The organism is Marinitoga sp. 38H-ov (genome assembly GCF_011057715.1).
In the GTDB taxonomy this organism is placed as follows: domain Bacteria; phylum Thermotogota; class Thermotogae; order Petrotogales; family Petrotogaceae; genus Marinitoga.
Window position 1 is genome coordinate 37461 of the sequence record NZ_LNGH01000016.1, and the last position, 15746, is coordinate 53206.

A 15746-nucleotide genomic window follows, 5' to 3' on the forward strand; every position below is an offset into this window, starting at 1 on the left:
GGGAGCGATTTTTTTGTCAAAAAAATTGAAAGGCATTATTACTATTCTACTCATTATTTTTTCATTTGCATTGTTATGGGCAAATACTAACAATACAAAGGATGTTGAAAAACTATATTTGGAAAAATTCCAAGAACCAATTTATACCTTGTTATATTATATTAATAATATATATTATGAAAAAAATGATGTTAATTATGATAAAGTTTTAGATTCTACACTTAAAGGATTAGTTGATGGATTAAACGATCCTTTTGCTTGGTACTTAGATTCTCAACAAGTTACAGAAAGTAAAATTGAAGAATCTGGAGAATATGGTGGTTTAGGTATTTTAGTAAGTTATGATTCAAAACTTGAAGCAATTAGAATTGTTAGTCCTATGGTTGGAACACCAGCATATGAAGCAGGACTTCAGGCTGATGATTTAATAATTAGTGTTGATGGATCTCCCGTATCTGATATAGGTTATATTGGAGCTGTTAATAAGATGAGAGGTGCTCCAGGAACAAAAGTACAAATAGAAATTTTTAGAGAAGGTTGGGAAGAAACAAAAAAAATCACCTTAATAAGAGCTAAAATAGAAACAGTTACTGCAAAATATAAAGTTTTTAATAGCGATGATTTTAAAATTGGATATATAAAATTAACAAATTTTGCAGAAAAAAGTGCATCTGAAATGCAAAAAGCTTTAAAAGCTATTGAAAAAGAGAATGTAAATGGTATTATTTTAGACTTAAGAAATAACCCTGGAGGATTTCTTAATGTCGCTATTGATATAGCAAGCATGTTTATTAAAGATAAAACAATAGTAACAGTAAGATATTATGACGGGTCGGAAGAAATTATAAAACCAAAAACATATGAACACTTTGATTTTTTAGATAAATTACCTATAGTATTATTAGTAAATAAATCATCAGCTTCAGCATCTGAAATTTTAACCGGAGCATTAAAAGATAATAAAATAGCTATTGTTATCGGGAAAACCACTTATGGTAAAGCAGCTGTTCAAAGACCTATTCCTCTATCTAACGGTGGAGAAGTTTGGTTACCAATAGGACATTATTTTACTCCTAATGGAAATGATATTCATTTAAAAGGTATAAATCCTGATATTGAAATAGATAATCCTACAAAAGAAATAAAAGATGTTGAACAATTAGAAGCTAAAAATACTACTACTTTTGAAGCAGTTATTGATTTAGATAATGATTTACAATTATTAAAGGCTATTGAAGTTTTAAAATCGGGGGAAGATAATTAATGAGAATTTATGGAATGGTAATAGTTTTTTCTATTACCATTCTTTTATTAAGTATTATAACCTATTTTTTATTTGGAAATATTGAAAAAGAAGAAATTATAAGAGATACACTTCCTATATTTACTATAAATAATTATCATAATGAAATAAAAAATGGTATAATTTCCAAGATATCTAATTTTAAAAATATTTCAAAGATTTTTTTTGTTATTGATGATTTAGGTATTTTTGTTGGTAAAATAAATGTTGATTATTTAAATAATCATATTTATATTGCTGTAATTAATTCAGAAACTTATAATGAATTAAAAATAACTTTAAAATCATTAGATTCTTCTATTCAAGAACATAAAGAAAACATATCATTTTATGGTTTAGATTTAGTAAAAAATATATCTTATTCTAAGAATTTTACTTTAGTTAATTATCCTACTATAGCTATATTAGATTTATCAAAACTTTCACTAGAACAATTAAGTTTTTTAAAATTAAAATATTATGTTATGGATAAAAACACGTATAAGCCTTATTCATTTAAAACTGATTTTTTAGAAAACCTAAAAAAAGAAAATGGTATAATATTAGATTCTAATATCATTAATAATCCTGGAGTTAAACCTTTATTAGAGGTATTTGAAGAGTTAGGTATTAATGTTATATATGATATGAAAGTATATACTGGAGGAATACACTAATGTTAAATTATATTTTTAAAATCATATTTTCACCTAGAAAAGTAAAAAGTGCTCCTTTTTACAATATATATGTTGGAATTATAATTTTATTATTTTTCTGGTTTTCTCCATTATTTTCAAATTTAACTATATATGGTTTTTTCAAAAAAACACTTTTAATTGTTTCTTTAATATTTGTAAATAATGGTATAAGAACATCTTTTTATGATATTAAAGATTTCAGAAATGTTTTCCCATATTATATTCTTTCTTCATCGCCATTGTTATTCATAGGTTTTTTTAGCATTCTTATTAAATACTCCTTTCATTATTATTTTATATTACCTTTTATTTGGATGGAATTATTAAAGATAAGAATAGATATAATGCATAAAAAATATTTTGCTATTATTTTTGGAATTATAATTGACACTTTAGTATATTTATTGCTCTGGAGATGATAAAATGAAAAAAAAATATTTATTACTTTCAGAATTTCTCACTAAAAATTACAAATTAATACTAATTTTATTTTTTATTCTTTCTATTTCTATAATATATAATGTAACTAATTTAAAAATTAATTCTGATCTTTTAGAGCTTTTACCAAAAGATGATCCCATAGTTCTTTCATATAAAAATGAATCTAAAAATCAATCAGAATCTGAAATAATGATTGTCGCCTTTTATTTAAATGAAGATACTAATTATAGAAAATTAGCTCTTGATTTTAAAGAAGAAATGAAAAATTTGAATGGTTTTAAAGATTTAGCTAAAACAGATGTATCATTACTATTATCATACGGATTTTTAAATGTTTCAAATTCCAATTTAATAGATGAATTGGTAAAAAATATAAATAAAACCTTTGAATCTTTTTCTAATATAAATCCATATGATTTTAAATCATTTGAATATATTAACGATACTTTATATTTATTAAATAAATTAAATGATAATTTTGAATCTTCTAAACAAACTGATCCATTATTAGGATACTATACATTATCTCCAGATAAAAAAATAATGGTAATGGGAGTAACATTTAATGAACCTACTTCAAACTTAGATTTTGTAAATATTATAATTCCGAAAGTTAAAAATATTCTAAATAAGATAAATACTAAATATAATATTAAAACCGGACTAACAGGCTCTTATATCTATTCCTATGAAGCTAATAAAACTGTTTCTTTTGATTTTTCTATTACAACATATCTTTCAATAGTACTTATTATGATTATTTTCTATATTACCTTTGGTAATTTAACAAGTACTATATTAGTTTTTATCAGTTTAATTTTTTCAGTAGGTATAACTTTAGGATTATCTACTCTTATTTTTAAAGAATTAAATATTTTAACTTCATTTGTTGCTGCAATTACTCTAGGTTTAGGTATTGATTATGGCATACATATAACTAGTAGGTTAATAACGGAATTTAAAGAAAGAAAAAATTATATAGAAGCACTATCAATAACATATGAAACGGTATTAATTCCTATAATCTATGGTGTTTTAACAACAATTCTTGTTTTTCTTTCTTTAGTATTTATTAAACTTCCTGCTTTTACCGAAATGGCTATAATAAGTAGCTTAGGTTTATTCGTATTTGCTTTAATTATGATTTTTATTACTCCTATTACATTTTACCCTTTTAGACATATTATTCTAAAAACTTATAAAGAAAATAAAATAAATATTTGGTTTCAAAAACTAGGAGTTTGGATACCAAAAAGGCGAAAAATAATATTATCATTTATTATATTATTTATATCAATTTTCTCTGTATTTGGTATAATTAACTTTTCTAATTTTTCTTATACCCCACCAGGATTAGCACCAACAAATTCAGAAAGTAGTCAAACCTTTAATGATATAGCCGAACACTTTGGTAATTCATTATTTAATGAATTACAATTTATTATTGCTATAGATGAAAATTCTCAAGAATTTATAGACGAACTAAAAAAATCACCATATATTTCCAAAGTTGAAAGTTATTTAGATATATTAAAAAAACAATTAGGTGATTTTGAAAAAATTAAATTGAAAACTCAAGAAATATCTAAAATTGTAAACGATCCATTCACTGTTGCTGTATTAAAAAAATACGATATTTATTCTGAAACTTTAAAAATTATTGATTTAGCAGCTAACTCAAATAATGAAAAAGATTTTATACTAGGAATTACTGAATTAATACCAGAAAGTTTAAGAAAAAATATTTTAATTAATAAAGAAGGTAAAGATTATTTTATAGTATACGTAACTCCTTCAATTAATTTAAATGCAAACAATGGAATGAAATATTTTTATGACTCTGTTAAACAATATATAAATAGATTTTTAGGTAGTTCTAAAGCTTTGTACAGACTTATGTATTTAATAGAAAAACAATTTTTCTCTGTTCTAGCATTTTCTATTGTTATGATAGGACTTCTAACATATTTATCAAGAAAATCATCAAAAGAAACAATTATTGCTATATTAGGTTTAATTTTCACAAATTTTACAACATTTGGAATTATTTACTTTTTTGATATTAACGCAACATTCTTAACAATAATTTCACTACCTTTAATATTTGGTATTGGAGTAGATGGATATATACATTTATTTCACGCAATTGATGAAGATAAATCGCATTATTGGCATACTTTAAAAGCTATAACATTATCATTTTTAACAACAATCTCATCTTTTATAACCTTTCAATTATCCAGAGGGGAATTACTTAAGCAGTTTAGTTTAACAATGGTTTTGGGCATTTTTATTTCATGGATTATGACAGTATTATTGATACCTTCATTAAAAAAATGATTTTTACATAAATAGTTCTTTTGTTACGTTTGAAAATTCACAATTAATATTAAAGTATTGAAACTTAACATTTATTTTTGTATACTATAGATGTAAAAAGAAAATCCCCCTATCCCCCCCTGAAATAGATGGATAGACATTTAACGGATCCTTTGGATCCGTTTTTTTTTATGATATAATATTCATATATTTTTCAGGAGGTTAATCATGAAAAAGTTAAAATTTATTTTATTTTCTTTATATATATTTATTATAATCACATTATTTACTTTTATAATTTTTATATACAGCGAAGTAAAAACATATAATCAAAATATTGAAAGAAATTATGTTAGAAATTTTATTATACAAACTGATAAAAAGATAATAGAAAATGTATATAATTATATTAAATATAATTATTTTAATTTTAAACCATTTCATATTATTATAAAAAAAAGCAATAATATATCTGACATAGAAAATAAAGATGGTTTAATAACAAAAAATATTGAAGTTGATAATAATATATATGAATTTAGTTATTCCATTGAAGATTACTTAAATTATATTAAATTATTTACTGGAAAAGATATTATTATATATTATAATAATAAAACTTACCCGGTTAGTATTAATTTAAATAACTTAAATAATAAACTGTCAATTAATTATGAAAACATTGATTTTTATATTTTAAATACTAATAATTTTAATGAACGATATTCACATTTTTTTATGACTATTTTAGTATTAATATTCATAGTATTATACATAATTATTCATAGGATTTATTATTATTCGAAATTAGATATATTAAATATCATTGAATTTATAAACAAAAGAGATGATAATATAAAATTAAATACCCAAGAAGGAAATATATTAAAAGAAAATATTACAAAAATAATTGATAAAAATAAAAAATTAGAATCTATTTCAGAAGACTTAAAAAATGAATTTAATAAAAATATTGAAAGATATAATAATATAATAAATGATTTTATTATTGATATTAGTAATAAGCTCCAAAATATTTCAAATTATATTTACCTTCCTAACAAAAACAAAGAAGAAATAATAAATAAAAATATTAATGAACTTTCTAATATAATAGATAAATATATAATATTACTAGATTTCAAACAGAAATTAGAAAATGATATAGAAAACTACGATTTTTTTAACTTGGATGAATTACTTAATGAAATAATATATTATTTATCACAAAATTTATATAATATTACCATTAAAAAGCAAAATAACTTGATTAATAATATTATTTTTGGAAATAAAAAATTAATTTATTTATTATTATATGATATCTTAGTTTTAATATTATCCAACAAGTCTCATGGAAATATTATTTTAAAATATTATGTGATAGATGGAGAATTAGAAATAAAAATTATAGATGAAAATAATATATATAATGAATATTTAATATTACTAAAAAACAAATCCAATCATCTAAATATTGATTTAATATATAAATATTTAAATAATCTTAATGGTAATATATATATAAATCAAGATAGTAAAAATAATATAATTATAATTAGAATACCTATTAGTATAATAAATTTTCTAAATAAGTATGATTTTAAAAAGCTATTTAAAAATTATACTTTAGAATTAATAGAAAAAAAATATACATTAAATAAAGCAAATATATATATAAATGAATTATTATTCTCATATATAGAAACACTAAAAAATCCTACCTCTGAAAATGTTGAAAAAATCAAAAAAATTCTTAAAGATCATAAATTTGATTTATTAAATAATCTTTTAGATTATATTATACAAAATAATGATGAAAAAATTAGAAATTTATTAATTTCAAAATTAAAAACAGGAGGATAATCCTCCTGTTAAAATTTTTCCTTAATTTTTTCTATATCTTCACCTATTTCTTCCCAAATTTTATTTAATTCATCATCAGACAATTTTGCTAAATTATTTAACTTTTCAGGAACACCTTGTCTTTTTCCAGGTAAACATCCATCTGCTTTTACTTCACCTTTCACAAAACCTTTTGCAAACCCCGGACATCCAGGATAACCACATGCACCACAATTAATTCCTGGTAATAAATTTTCTGCAAATATCACTCTTAAATCTTCTTTTACTTCAAATTTCTTTTCAGCAAATGCTAAAAATGTTCCTGCTAAAAAACCTAAAATTGCAAGTAGTATTACCGCATTTATTATTATAGACATTATTACTCCTCCCTTATATTTTTATGAGACCTGAGAATCCCATAAATGCCATTGATAAAAGTCCTGCTGTAATTAAAGCAATAGCAGTTCCTTTAAATGGCTCAGGAATATCATAGTAGTCCATTCTTTCTCTAATAGCAGAGAAAATAATCAATGCCATTCCGAAACCAAAACCAGCCCCTAAAGCATTAACTATAGTTTCAACTAATGTATATTTATTAATTACATTAATTAATGCTAGACCTAAAATTGCACAATTAGTAGTAATTAAAGGCAAATAAATTCCTAATGCTTCATATAAATTTGGTGAAACTTTTTTTATATAAAACTCTATAAATTGAACTAATGTTGCAATAACAAGTATAAAAACAATAGTTGTTAAAAATTCCAACCCTAATTTAACCAATAAAAGATTTAAAAACCATGTAATTACACTGGATAAAACCATAACAAAAATAACTGCCATAGACATTCCAGATGCTGAACTTATTTTCTTAGAAACCCCTAAAAAAGGACATATACCTAAAAATTTAGACAAAACAAAATTATTGACTAATATTGCTGAGAGAAATATGAAAAACAATTTCATTTGTTTTCACCAGCCTTTGCTTTATTTCTATTATGTATTCCTATTGCATTAAACATTGCCAATAACATACCTAAAACCAAAAATGCTCCTGGTGGTAATATCATAACATATAATTTCATAGCATCTCCCCAAATAGGAAGACCAAAAATTGTACCATTTCCCAATAATTCCCTAACAGAACCCAATAATACTAAAGCTCCAGTAAATCCTAATCCCATACCTAACGCATCATAAATTGAATCTAATACTGTATTCTTTGAAGCAAATGATTCAGCACGACCTAAAATAATACAGTTAACAACTATTAACGGAATAAATAATCCTAATGTTTTCCATAAGTCATATACATATCCATGCATTAATATATCTACCATTGTAACAAAAGAAGCTATAACAACAATATATATAGGTATTCTAATATTTTTAGGAACCCATTTTTTAATTAAAGATACAACTATATTTGACAAAATTAAAACAGATAAAGTTGCTAATCCCATACCTAATGCATTTTCTGCATTAGTGGTAGTTGCTAGTGTAGGGCACATACCTAAAACTTGTATAAAAATAGGATTTTGTTCAAATAATCCAGCTTTAAAATTTTTTATATTAGCCATTATTGAATCACTCCTTTGGATTTGAGATATTCAAATCCTGCATTTATTGAATTAGCCACTGCTCTTGGAGTAATTGTTGCACCTGTCATCACATCACTAGTTTGTATTATACCTTTTTCTTTTCCTTCTTTTATTTGTTGAGGTGTGTTTAATAATACCCCAGCATCTTTATTTACTTTTACCCCATTCAACAATCCTTCATATGAAATTGGGAAAAATCTTTTCTTTATATTTTCTTGAGCGATATTTGCACCTAACCCTGGAGTTTCTTGTGAATAAGAAATTACTTCCAAATTATTAAAGTATATTTCATCCTCTTTTACAAAAGATACCACAGAAATAACTTCTCCTCCAAATCCTATACTTGATACTGTTAAAATATATATTTCTTGTCCTTTATCATTTATATATTTGTATACTGGAGAATATACTTTTGAATTTGAATTTGAATATAATATTCCACTTTCATTTGAATCCCAAATAGCTTCATCTAATTCTTTTGATGAGTTTGGAATATTACTTATTAATAATCCATCACCTTTTGAATTTTCTAACACTTTTTTAATAGCCTTTAATTTTGCTTGTAATTCAGCATTATCTATTGCTGGCTTTGCTGAAACATATACAATTGAAACAATTAATCCAGAGATTACAATAAATATCATTAATATAAGTCCTGTCTTTATATATTCTTTCATTATTTACCACCTCTTGTTGTTCCAAAAATGCGTGGTTTAGCATAAATATCAATTAATGGCACTAATGCATTCATAATTAAAATAGAGAATGAAACACCTTCAGGATATCCTCCAAAAAGCCTTATAACCATTGTAATTAATCCTAATCCCAATCCAAAAATAATCTGACCTTTAACTGTCATAGGGCTAGTAACCATATCAGTAGCCATAAACAATGCACCTAGCATTAATCCTCCTGCTAATAAATGAAATAATGGAGATGCATATTTTGTAGGATCAACTAAATAAAAAATTGAAGCAATTACAAATACTGTTGAAATATATGTAACTGGTATCCAAATTTTTATTCTTCCACGAACTACTAAATATATAAAACCTATCAACAATGCTAAAGCACTAACTTCCCCTATTGATCCTGGAACTGTACCAACAAAAAGTGATTTTAGACTAATTGTGTAATCAGACCAATTTGATAAAGAATCAATACCTTTTTCTTTTAATATTGCTAAAGGTGTTGCTGTTGTTATTGTATCAAATTTATAATAAAATGGTCTATACCAAGTTGTCATTGCAACTGGGAAAGATATTAACATAAATACCCTTCCAATTAATGCTGGGTTAAATACATTTTTACCCAAACCACCATAAACATGTTTTCCTAACACAATTGCGGCAAATGTTCCTATTAATATTTGCCACCAATTTACTGCTAAAGATAAATTCATTGCTAATAATAAACCTGTTACTGAAGCACTTCCATCTGGTTTAAAGTTTTTTTGTTTTCTAAGAACCTTCATTATAAATAATTCCATTACTTCTGCTAAAATCATTGTATATAACATTATCCATAACGCTCTTAATCCAAAAACCCATGTTGATACAATTACTGATGGTATGAGGGCTATTAATACATCTACCATCACAGCTCTTACACTATCTTTTGATCTTAAATGTGGTGCTGCTGCAACATTCAACTTCATTTTTTTGCCCTCCCTTTTAAAGCTCTAGCTACTTTCTTTCCAGTTTTAAAAGATTTAACCAATTCAATACCAGCTGGACATGCATATGAACATGATCCACATTCAATACAATCCATCAACCCATATTCAAGAGCTTTATCATACTCTCTTTTTTCAACTTGCATTTTTAATAAGTATGGCATTAAATTTATTGGACATACTTGAACACATTTTGAACATCTAATACATGGGAATAATTCTTTATCAGGTGCAACATCTTTAGTCATAACTGTTAATGCATTATTCCCTTTAAAAGTAGGAAGTTCTATATTTGGAAGTGGAATACCCATCATAGGGCCACCATACAATATTCTATCTATTTTTTCCTCTTCGACTAATCCAACATAATCTAACAAATCTTTTGCTAATGTACCTATTCTATATATAAAGTTTCCAGGATTTTTTACACCTTCACCGGTTAGTGTAATGCCTCTTTCTACTAAAGGTTTCCCTTTTTCAACAGCTTCATATATAGCATATATTGTTGAAACATTAAATACTATTGCTCCAACATCTAATGGCAATCCACCTGAAGGTACTTCTTTTTTTGTAATAGCATATATTAATTGTTTTTCCGCACCTTGAGGATACTTTGTTTTTAATACTTTTACTTCAATTGGTTCTCCAGATACAGCTTCTTTCATTTTTTCTATTGCATCAGGTTTATTACTTTCAATTCCAATATACGCTTTGTTTACTCCTGTTGCATGCATAATTATCTTTATACCTTTAACTATTTCTTTTGATTTTTCTAACATCATCCTATGGTCTATAGTTATATATGGTTCACATTCTGCAGCATTAATAATTAAATAATCTGCTTTTTTCCCTTCTGGAATAGACATTTTTACATGAGATGGGAACATCGCTCCACCTAGTCCCACAATACCTGCTTCTTTTACTATTTCTATAATTTCTTTTGGTGATTTTTTTGAATAATCTCCATGATTAGGAATAAAATCCCATTCATCATCACCTGTTCTTTGAATAACTATTACATCATTTTTTGAACCAGATGCGGCATTTGTCATTTTAATAATTTCCACAACTTCACCAGTTACAGAAGAGTGAATATTTGCAGAGATAAAACCATTAGCTTCACCAATTTTTTGACCTGTTTTTACTTTTTGGCCTGGTTCCACTAAAATCTTCGCAGGAGCTCCTATATGATTTGTAGTGTAAATATACACTTTTTCTGGTAGTGGCAAAACCTTTATTTCTTTATGTTCTGCCAATTCCTTTTTTTCAGGTGGATGAACTCCTCCCTTAAAAGATAATAGAGCCATTTCCTTCCTCCTTTCAATATTTCCTATTATGTGGAACATTATATAATGTTTTATTTGGCTTCTCATTATAATACGGTCTTGTGCAAAAACTACATCCACTTGTTTTTATTGCTTCATTATAAGAAATATCGACATCTGGTAATTTTACTAAAATGCCATTTTTAAATTCAAAATCGTCTTTTTTTACATCAAATTTTTCTATAATTTCTCTAGCAAGTTGTATTTTTCTATACCTTTCCAAAGATGGAGGATCTTTTTTTTCAAATTCAGTACCCGCAACTGGTGTAAAAGCAAATAATGATACTAAAATATTATATTTTTTCATTTCAAACATTAAATTAATTAAATCTTCATCTGTTTCCCCTAATCCAACAATAACATGAGTTGTTATTTTTCCCGGATATTTCTTTGAGGATTCAATTAAAATGTTAAAGAGAGAGTCAAAACTCCCTCCCCTAATTCTACCAAATAATTCTTTATTAGCAACATCAATTGATATACCTAAATCATCTATATTATACTTGAATATCTCATTTACTTCTTCCATATTTTTAGGTCTTAAAGATACTGCTTTTAACACAGGTATATCTTTTGTTTTATATAAAAATTCCTTTAAATCTTCAAAATAATTATTAGAATTAACTACTTGAAGGCATAATCTTTTAAATGGATTTTTATCTTTAATCTTAGTTATAAATTCATCTATATTATATTCTGGCCATTTAACTCTAGACAACAAATCTTTGTCTGAATTTGCATCCTTTGCTTGAGCACAAAAACTACAATTATATATACATTTTTCTCCCAACATCAAATAAGCTGTAGGCATATCAAAATTAATCTTACCCTTTTTAAAACCTAATAAAACAGCTGTTGCATAAGATAGTTTGACTTTCATTCTATTCCTCCTGAATTATTACTCCTTCTATATTATTACTAAATATAACTTTAATAATTGTTGCATCAGAAGAAGTATATATAATATTAGATGAATATCTTTTATCTTTAAAATCATTTTCAATAGTATTTATTTTTTCTAACTCTTTTTTCAATTTAATATCTCTATATATACTATTTTTATATATATAATTTATCATAAATATATTAAATACAACCCCTATAATAATTAAAGAAATTATTAAAATTAATGAAAAATTTTTCATCAAAATACTCCCAACCATATACCTAAAAAAATAGCTGCTATTATTAATCCTATTGATAATCCAAAAATAATTAATATATCACTACTCCTTACTTTATTTTGAGGTAAACCAGCTTCTCTTTTTAAACCATCTATACTTTCTTTTAAAACATCACCTATTATTTTATCTTCCGGTGGATTAAAATATTCTTCTCTTTTTCTGTGCATCTCCTCTATTCTATTAGAATCGACCATCATTTTTAAATTTTTTGAAATTACAGCCTTTCCAATTACCCCACCACCAAGATCAACTTTAATAAAATAATAGTCTGTGTTTTGAATTAATTCTTTCGCAATTAAACTTGATTCAATTGGCATAATATTTTTTCCTTGTTCGTCAAATTTATCTGGATATTGCTCCTTTAATCTATTAATATTTGCAGGTTCAACTGGATCTATTATTAGAGAATAAACGGGATCTCCAACATCTAAATTATTTATCGTCATACCATTCAAAGGATCCGATAGAGGTAAAACTTCAGGAGAATTTAAAACATCTACTCTACTTAAATATGCTTTTTCTTTCTCTGAAAAACTTCTGTGTTGAGTCATCAACCATACAAGATCTTGATAAGTTAATTTTTCTGCAACTATTCTTAAATTTATTTCTCCTTCCCATTCTTCAAAAATTTCTGTCAAAATAGCTTTAATAACAGCAACGTCTGAATCTCTTACTCCTAAAAACATTTTTGCGTTAACAATTTCTGGCCCATATCTTTTTATTGTAGATTGTACATATGCTAAAAATTGTTTATTAAGATCTAAAACAGTAGAATCTTTTATAGCATTATAATATAATTCTTCTAAATTTGCTTTATACTCTATATATGATAAATTTATATCAGGTAATTCATATTTGGGTAATTTAGATTTAGGTATTGACAGTACTTTATACTCTGGTTTTCCCCTTTGTTTACCAAACATATACCCTATTATAACTTCTGCTGTTAAAGAAGATGTAGCAAAAAATTTTACAGCATAAAAATCCATAACCAAGCCCCCTTATATTACATAACCTCCTGAAGGAACATCACCATTTATTTCTGTTACATAATTTCCTATCACAACATTTTTACCTATTGTTATGTTTGACGGTATTTTTGAATTAAAACCTATTAACGTTAAATCTGAATTATATATTTTCTTATTATATTGACTTTCTTTAAATTCCCCTATTCCTATTTTTACATTTTCTCCTATTTCAGTATTTTCAGCAATAATAACTTTTTCAATATATGCGCCTTTTTTAATAATACACTTATTCATAATAACTGAATCTTTAACAATTGCTCCTTCTTCTACTATTACTCCTTGAAACAATACCGAATTATGAACCTCTCCATGTATTTCGCAACCTTCACTAATTAAAGAACTACTAAGTTTCGCATTATTTGATACAAATGATGGAGGTAATTCCTCTGATTGAGTATATATTTTCCAATTAATATCATGGATATTTAATAATGGCAATGGCCCTAATAGCTCCAAATTTGATTCCCAATACGACTCTAATGTACCGACATCTCTCCAGTAACCTTCATAATTATATGCAACTAAATTATTTTTCTCTTCTAACATTTTTGGTATAATATTTTTACCAAAATCATGTTCTGAATTAGGATCATTTGCATCGTCTATTAATAATTGTTTCAAAACATTCCAAGAATACACATAAATACCTAGAGAAGCTAAATTACCGCGCGGCTCCTTGGGTTTTTCTTGGAATTCTACAATTTTACCAAAAGAATCTGTTACCATTATTCCAAATCTATGTGCTTCATTTATTGGAACCTCCATACAAGCTATAGTAGCATCTGCATTTTTTTCAATATGAAAATCTATCATCTCATTATAATCCATTTTATATATATGATCACCAGATAAAATCAATACAAAATCAGGATCATAATTATCTATGTATTCTATATTTTGATATATTGCATCAGCCGTTCCCATATACCATGATTGATCTGTACTACTTACATATGGAGGTAAAATTGTTAATCCACCTGTTTTTATATCTAAATCCCATGGTCTCCCTATTCCTAAATGTTTATTCAATACGTGAGGTCTATACTGTGTTAAAACACCTACATTGTATATTCCTGAATTTACACAATTACTTATAGCAAAATCAATTATTCTATATTTACCTCCATACGGAACAGCTGGTTTAGCTAAGTACTCAGTTATAACTCCTAATCTAGTACCTTGTCCGCCAGCTAAAATCAAAGCTACAACATTCATTAAAAATCCCCCCTTATATAATCGATCCTTTTTCTATCAATATTATTTCATTTTCACCAATTATTTTCCTTCCTTCTCTAATTTCACAATCTTTATCTATAATTGCATTCCTAATAACAGTTCCTTCTGATATAATTGTATCTTGTAATATTATCGAATTTTCAACAACTGCTCCTGCTTTTATCTTTACTCCTCTTGATATTATAGAATTCTTAACAAAACCATTAATTATTACACCATCAGCAATAAAAGCATTTTCTACCTTAGCATTTATATTTATTTTAGGTGGAGCATAATCTTTTAATTTTGTATATATTTTTTTATTATAAAACAGTTCTCTTCTAATTTCAGATTTTAATATATCCATATTAGTTTGATAATATGTTTTTATAGATTTTTTTATATTTGACCAATAACCTTTAAAATCATATGCATAAACCCTTAATTTTTCTAAGTTTGGAATAATTACATCATGAACAATATCTGTACCTCCATTAGGAACTGTAGAATATAATAATTCCATTAAAAGAGATTTATTTATAAAATAAATCCCTAATGATATTCTATTAGATTTTATTTCCTTTGGTTTTTCATAAAATTCCAGAATTCGTCCCTCTTCATTTACAACTACTTGACCAAATGTATTTAAAAGTTCCTTATCTTCAAATTCTTTTGTTAATATAGTAATATCTGCACCATGAGATAAATGATATCTATATAATTTGTTAAAATCAAAATTATATATATGATCTCCTGATCCTATTAAAACAAAATCTTCGTCTCCTCTTCTTAATAAAGTCATATTTTGAAATATTGCGTCAGCTGTACCTTTATAAACTGGTATTTCATCCTTACTTTTAAAATATGGTTGTAATATAAATAAACCACCTGTTTTTCTATCTAAATCCCATTCCTTTCCACTGCCTAAATGATCCATAAGGCTCCTTGGATAATATTGAGTTAAAACACCTACCTTTTTTATTTTTGAATTTACAAAATTACTTAAAGTAAAATCAATTGCTCTATATTTTCCAAAAATAGGTACTGCAGCACTTGCTCTTTTTTGAGTTAATTTTCCTATTCCACTTTTAGATGATCCAGCTAAAATTAATCCTAATACTTTCATTTTA

The 15746-nt window shown here is 25.4% G+C and carries 16 protein-coding genes; 5 read left to right on the top strand and 11 right to left on the bottom strand.

Annotated elements, in window-relative coordinates; translation table 11 throughout:
• Positions 1-13 precede the first annotated feature (13 nt).
• The 5 genes from AS160_RS05545 to AS160_RS05565 all read left to right on the top strand — a co-directional run bounded on the left by AS160_RS05545 (position 14) and on the right by AS160_RS05565 (position 6606).
• Positions 14-1264 carry a S41 family peptidase gene (locus AS160_RS05545; protein WP_165146107.1) on the top strand — a complete coding sequence of 417 codons (1251 nt, stop codon included), beginning with the start codon at positions 14-16 and terminating at the stop codon, positions 1262-1264.
• A complete protein-coding gene (locus tag AS160_RS05550) occupies positions 1264-1959 on the top strand; it encodes a hypothetical protein (RefSeq protein ID WP_165146110.1) in 696 nt (231 codons plus the stop codon). The genes AS160_RS05545 and AS160_RS05550 overlap by 1 nt, the downstream gene beginning before the upstream one ends.
• Complete coding sequence (locus AS160_RS05555; RefSeq protein WP_165146113.1) at positions 1959-2399, top strand: hypothetical protein; 441 nt, start codon at positions 1959-1961, stop codon at positions 2397-2399. The genes AS160_RS05550 and AS160_RS05555 overlap by 1 nt, the downstream gene beginning before the upstream one ends.
• 4 nt (positions 2400-2403) lie before the next feature.
• Positions 2404-4761 carry an MMPL family transporter gene (locus tag AS160_RS05560; protein ID WP_165146116.1) on the top strand — a complete coding sequence of 786 codons (2358 nt, stop codon included), beginning with the start codon at positions 2404-2406 and terminating at the stop codon, positions 4759-4761.
• Positions 4762-4968: 207 nt separating this feature from the next.
• Positions 4969-6606, top strand: coding sequence for a hypothetical protein (locus tag AS160_RS05565; RefSeq protein ID WP_165146119.1), 1638 nt, complete (start codon positions 4969-4971; stop codon positions 6604-6606).
• Between the two features lie 8 nt (positions 6607-6614).
• Here AS160_RS05565 and AS160_RS05570 read toward each other — a convergent pair whose 3' ends face one another.
• From AS160_RS05570 to glgD, 11 genes are read right to left on the bottom strand one after another with little or no spacing between them, the layout of a single operon-like run.
• Positions 6615-6962 (bottom strand): (Fe-S)-binding protein, encoded by a 348-nt coding sequence (locus AS160_RS05570; protein ID WP_165146122.1) that lies wholly within the window; start codon positions 6960-6962, stop codon positions 6615-6617.
• A gap of 13 nt (positions 6963-6975) precedes the next feature.
• Positions 6976-7551: an electron transport complex subunit RsxA gene (rsxA, locus tag AS160_RS05575; protein WP_165146125.1), complete on the bottom strand. Its 576-nt coding sequence runs from the start codon at positions 7549-7551 to the stop codon at positions 6976-6978.
• The gene (locus AS160_RS05580; protein WP_165146128.1) at positions 7548-8165 is read right to left on the bottom strand and encodes an electron transport complex subunit E; all 618 of its coding nucleotides are present in this window, start codon (positions 8163-8165) and stop codon (positions 7548-7550) included. Before AS160_RS05580 ends, rsxA begins: the two co-directional genes overlap by 4 nt.
• Positions 8165-8863, bottom strand: a complete 699-nt coding sequence (locus tag AS160_RS05585; RefSeq protein ID WP_165146131.1) for an RnfABCDGE type electron transport complex subunit G — start codon at positions 8861-8863, stop codon at positions 8165-8167. Before AS160_RS05585 ends, AS160_RS05580 begins: the two co-directional genes overlap by 1 nt.
• Complete coding sequence (locus AS160_RS05590) at positions 8863-9843, bottom strand: RnfABCDGE type electron transport complex subunit D (RefSeq protein ID WP_165146134.1); 981 nt, start codon at positions 9841-9843, stop codon at positions 8863-8865. The genes AS160_RS05585 and AS160_RS05590 overlap by 1 nt, the downstream gene beginning before the upstream one ends.
• Positions 9840-11168, bottom strand: a complete 1329-nt coding sequence (rsxC, locus tag AS160_RS05595) for an electron transport complex subunit RsxC (RefSeq protein WP_165146137.1) — start codon at positions 11166-11168, stop codon at positions 9840-9842. Before rsxC ends, AS160_RS05590 begins: the two co-directional genes overlap by 4 nt.
• Before the next feature lie 13 nt (positions 11169-11181).
• Positions 11182-12066, bottom strand: coding sequence for a radical SAM protein (locus AS160_RS05600; RefSeq protein WP_165146140.1), 885 nt, complete (start codon positions 12064-12066; stop codon positions 11182-11184).
• Position 12067: 1 nt separating this feature from the next.
• Complete coding sequence (locus tag AS160_RS05605) at positions 12068-12331, bottom strand: hypothetical protein (protein WP_165146143.1); 264 nt, start codon at positions 12329-12331, stop codon at positions 12068-12070.
• On the bottom strand, positions 12331-13359 hold the full coding sequence (locus AS160_RS05610; protein WP_165146146.1) for a DUF4899 domain-containing protein: 1029 nt from the start codon (positions 13357-13359) through the stop codon (positions 12331-12333). Before AS160_RS05610 ends, AS160_RS05605 begins: the two co-directional genes overlap by 1 nt.
• 12 nt (positions 13360-13371) lie before the next feature.
• The gene (locus tag AS160_RS05615) at positions 13372-14616 is read right to left on the bottom strand and encodes a glucose-1-phosphate adenylyltransferase (RefSeq protein WP_165146149.1); all 1245 of its coding nucleotides are present in this window, start codon (positions 14614-14616) and stop codon (positions 13372-13374) included.
• A gap of 13 nt (positions 14617-14629) precedes the next feature.
• A complete protein-coding gene (gene glgD, locus AS160_RS05620) occupies positions 14630-15742 on the bottom strand; it encodes a glucose-1-phosphate adenylyltransferase subunit GlgD (protein ID WP_165146152.1) in 1113 nt (370 codons plus the stop codon).
• Positions 15743-15746: the final 4 nt, after the last annotated feature.

Bases quoted from the DNA above. Each gene is read 5' to 3' on its own strand.
- AS160_RS05550 (WP_165146110.1), top strand. From the start codon at position 1,264: ATGAGAATTTATGGAATGGTAATAGTTTTTTCTATTACCATTCTTTTA.
- AS160_RS05555 (WP_165146113.1), top strand. From the start codon at position 1,959: ATGTTAAATTATATTTTTAAAATCATATTTTCACCTAGAAAAGTAAAA.
- AS160_RS05560 (WP_165146116.1), top strand. From the start codon at position 2,404: ATGAAAAAAAAATATTTATTACTTTCAGAATTTCTCACTAAAAATTAC.
- AS160_RS05565 (WP_165146119.1), top strand. From the start codon at position 4,969: ATGAAAAAGTTAAAATTTATTTTATTTTCTTTATATATATTTATTATA.
- AS160_RS05570 (WP_165146122.1), bottom strand. From the start codon at position 6,962: ATGTCTATAATAATAAATGCGGTAATACTACTTGCAATTTTAGGTTTT.
- rsxA (WP_165146125.1), bottom strand. From the start codon at position 7,551: ATGAAATTGTTTTTCATATTTCTCTCAGCAATATTAGTCAATAATTTT.
- AS160_RS05580 (WP_165146128.1), bottom strand. From the start codon at position 8,165: ATGGCTAATATAAAAAATTTTAAAGCTGGATTATTTGAACAAAATCCT.
- AS160_RS05585 (WP_165146131.1), bottom strand. From the start codon at position 8,863: ATGAAAGAATATATAAAGACAGGACTTATATTAATGATATTTATTGTA.
- AS160_RS05590 (WP_165146134.1), bottom strand. From the start codon at position 9,843: ATGAAGTTGAATGTTGCAGCAGCACCACATTTAAGATCAAAAGATAGT.
- rsxC (WP_165146137.1), bottom strand. From the start codon at position 11,168: ATGGCTCTATTATCTTTTAAGGGAGGAGTTCATCCACCTGAAAAAAAG.
- AS160_RS05600 (WP_165146140.1), bottom strand. From the start codon at position 12,066: ATGAAAGTCAAACTATCTTATGCAACAGCTGTTTTATTAGGTTTTAAA.
- AS160_RS05605 (WP_165146143.1), bottom strand. From the start codon at position 12,331: ATGAAAAATTTTTCATTAATTTTAATAATTTCTTTAATTATTATAGGG.
- AS160_RS05610 (WP_165146146.1), bottom strand. From the start codon at position 13,359: ATGGATTTTTATGCTGTAAAATTTTTTGCTACATCTTCTTTAACAGCA.
- AS160_RS05615 (WP_165146149.1), bottom strand. From the start codon at position 14,616: ATGAATGTTGTAGCTTTGATTTTAGCTGGCGGACAAGGTACTAGATTA.
- glgD (WP_165146152.1), bottom strand. From the start codon at position 15,742: ATGAAAGTATTAGGATTAATTTTAGCTGGATCATCTAAAAGTGGAATA.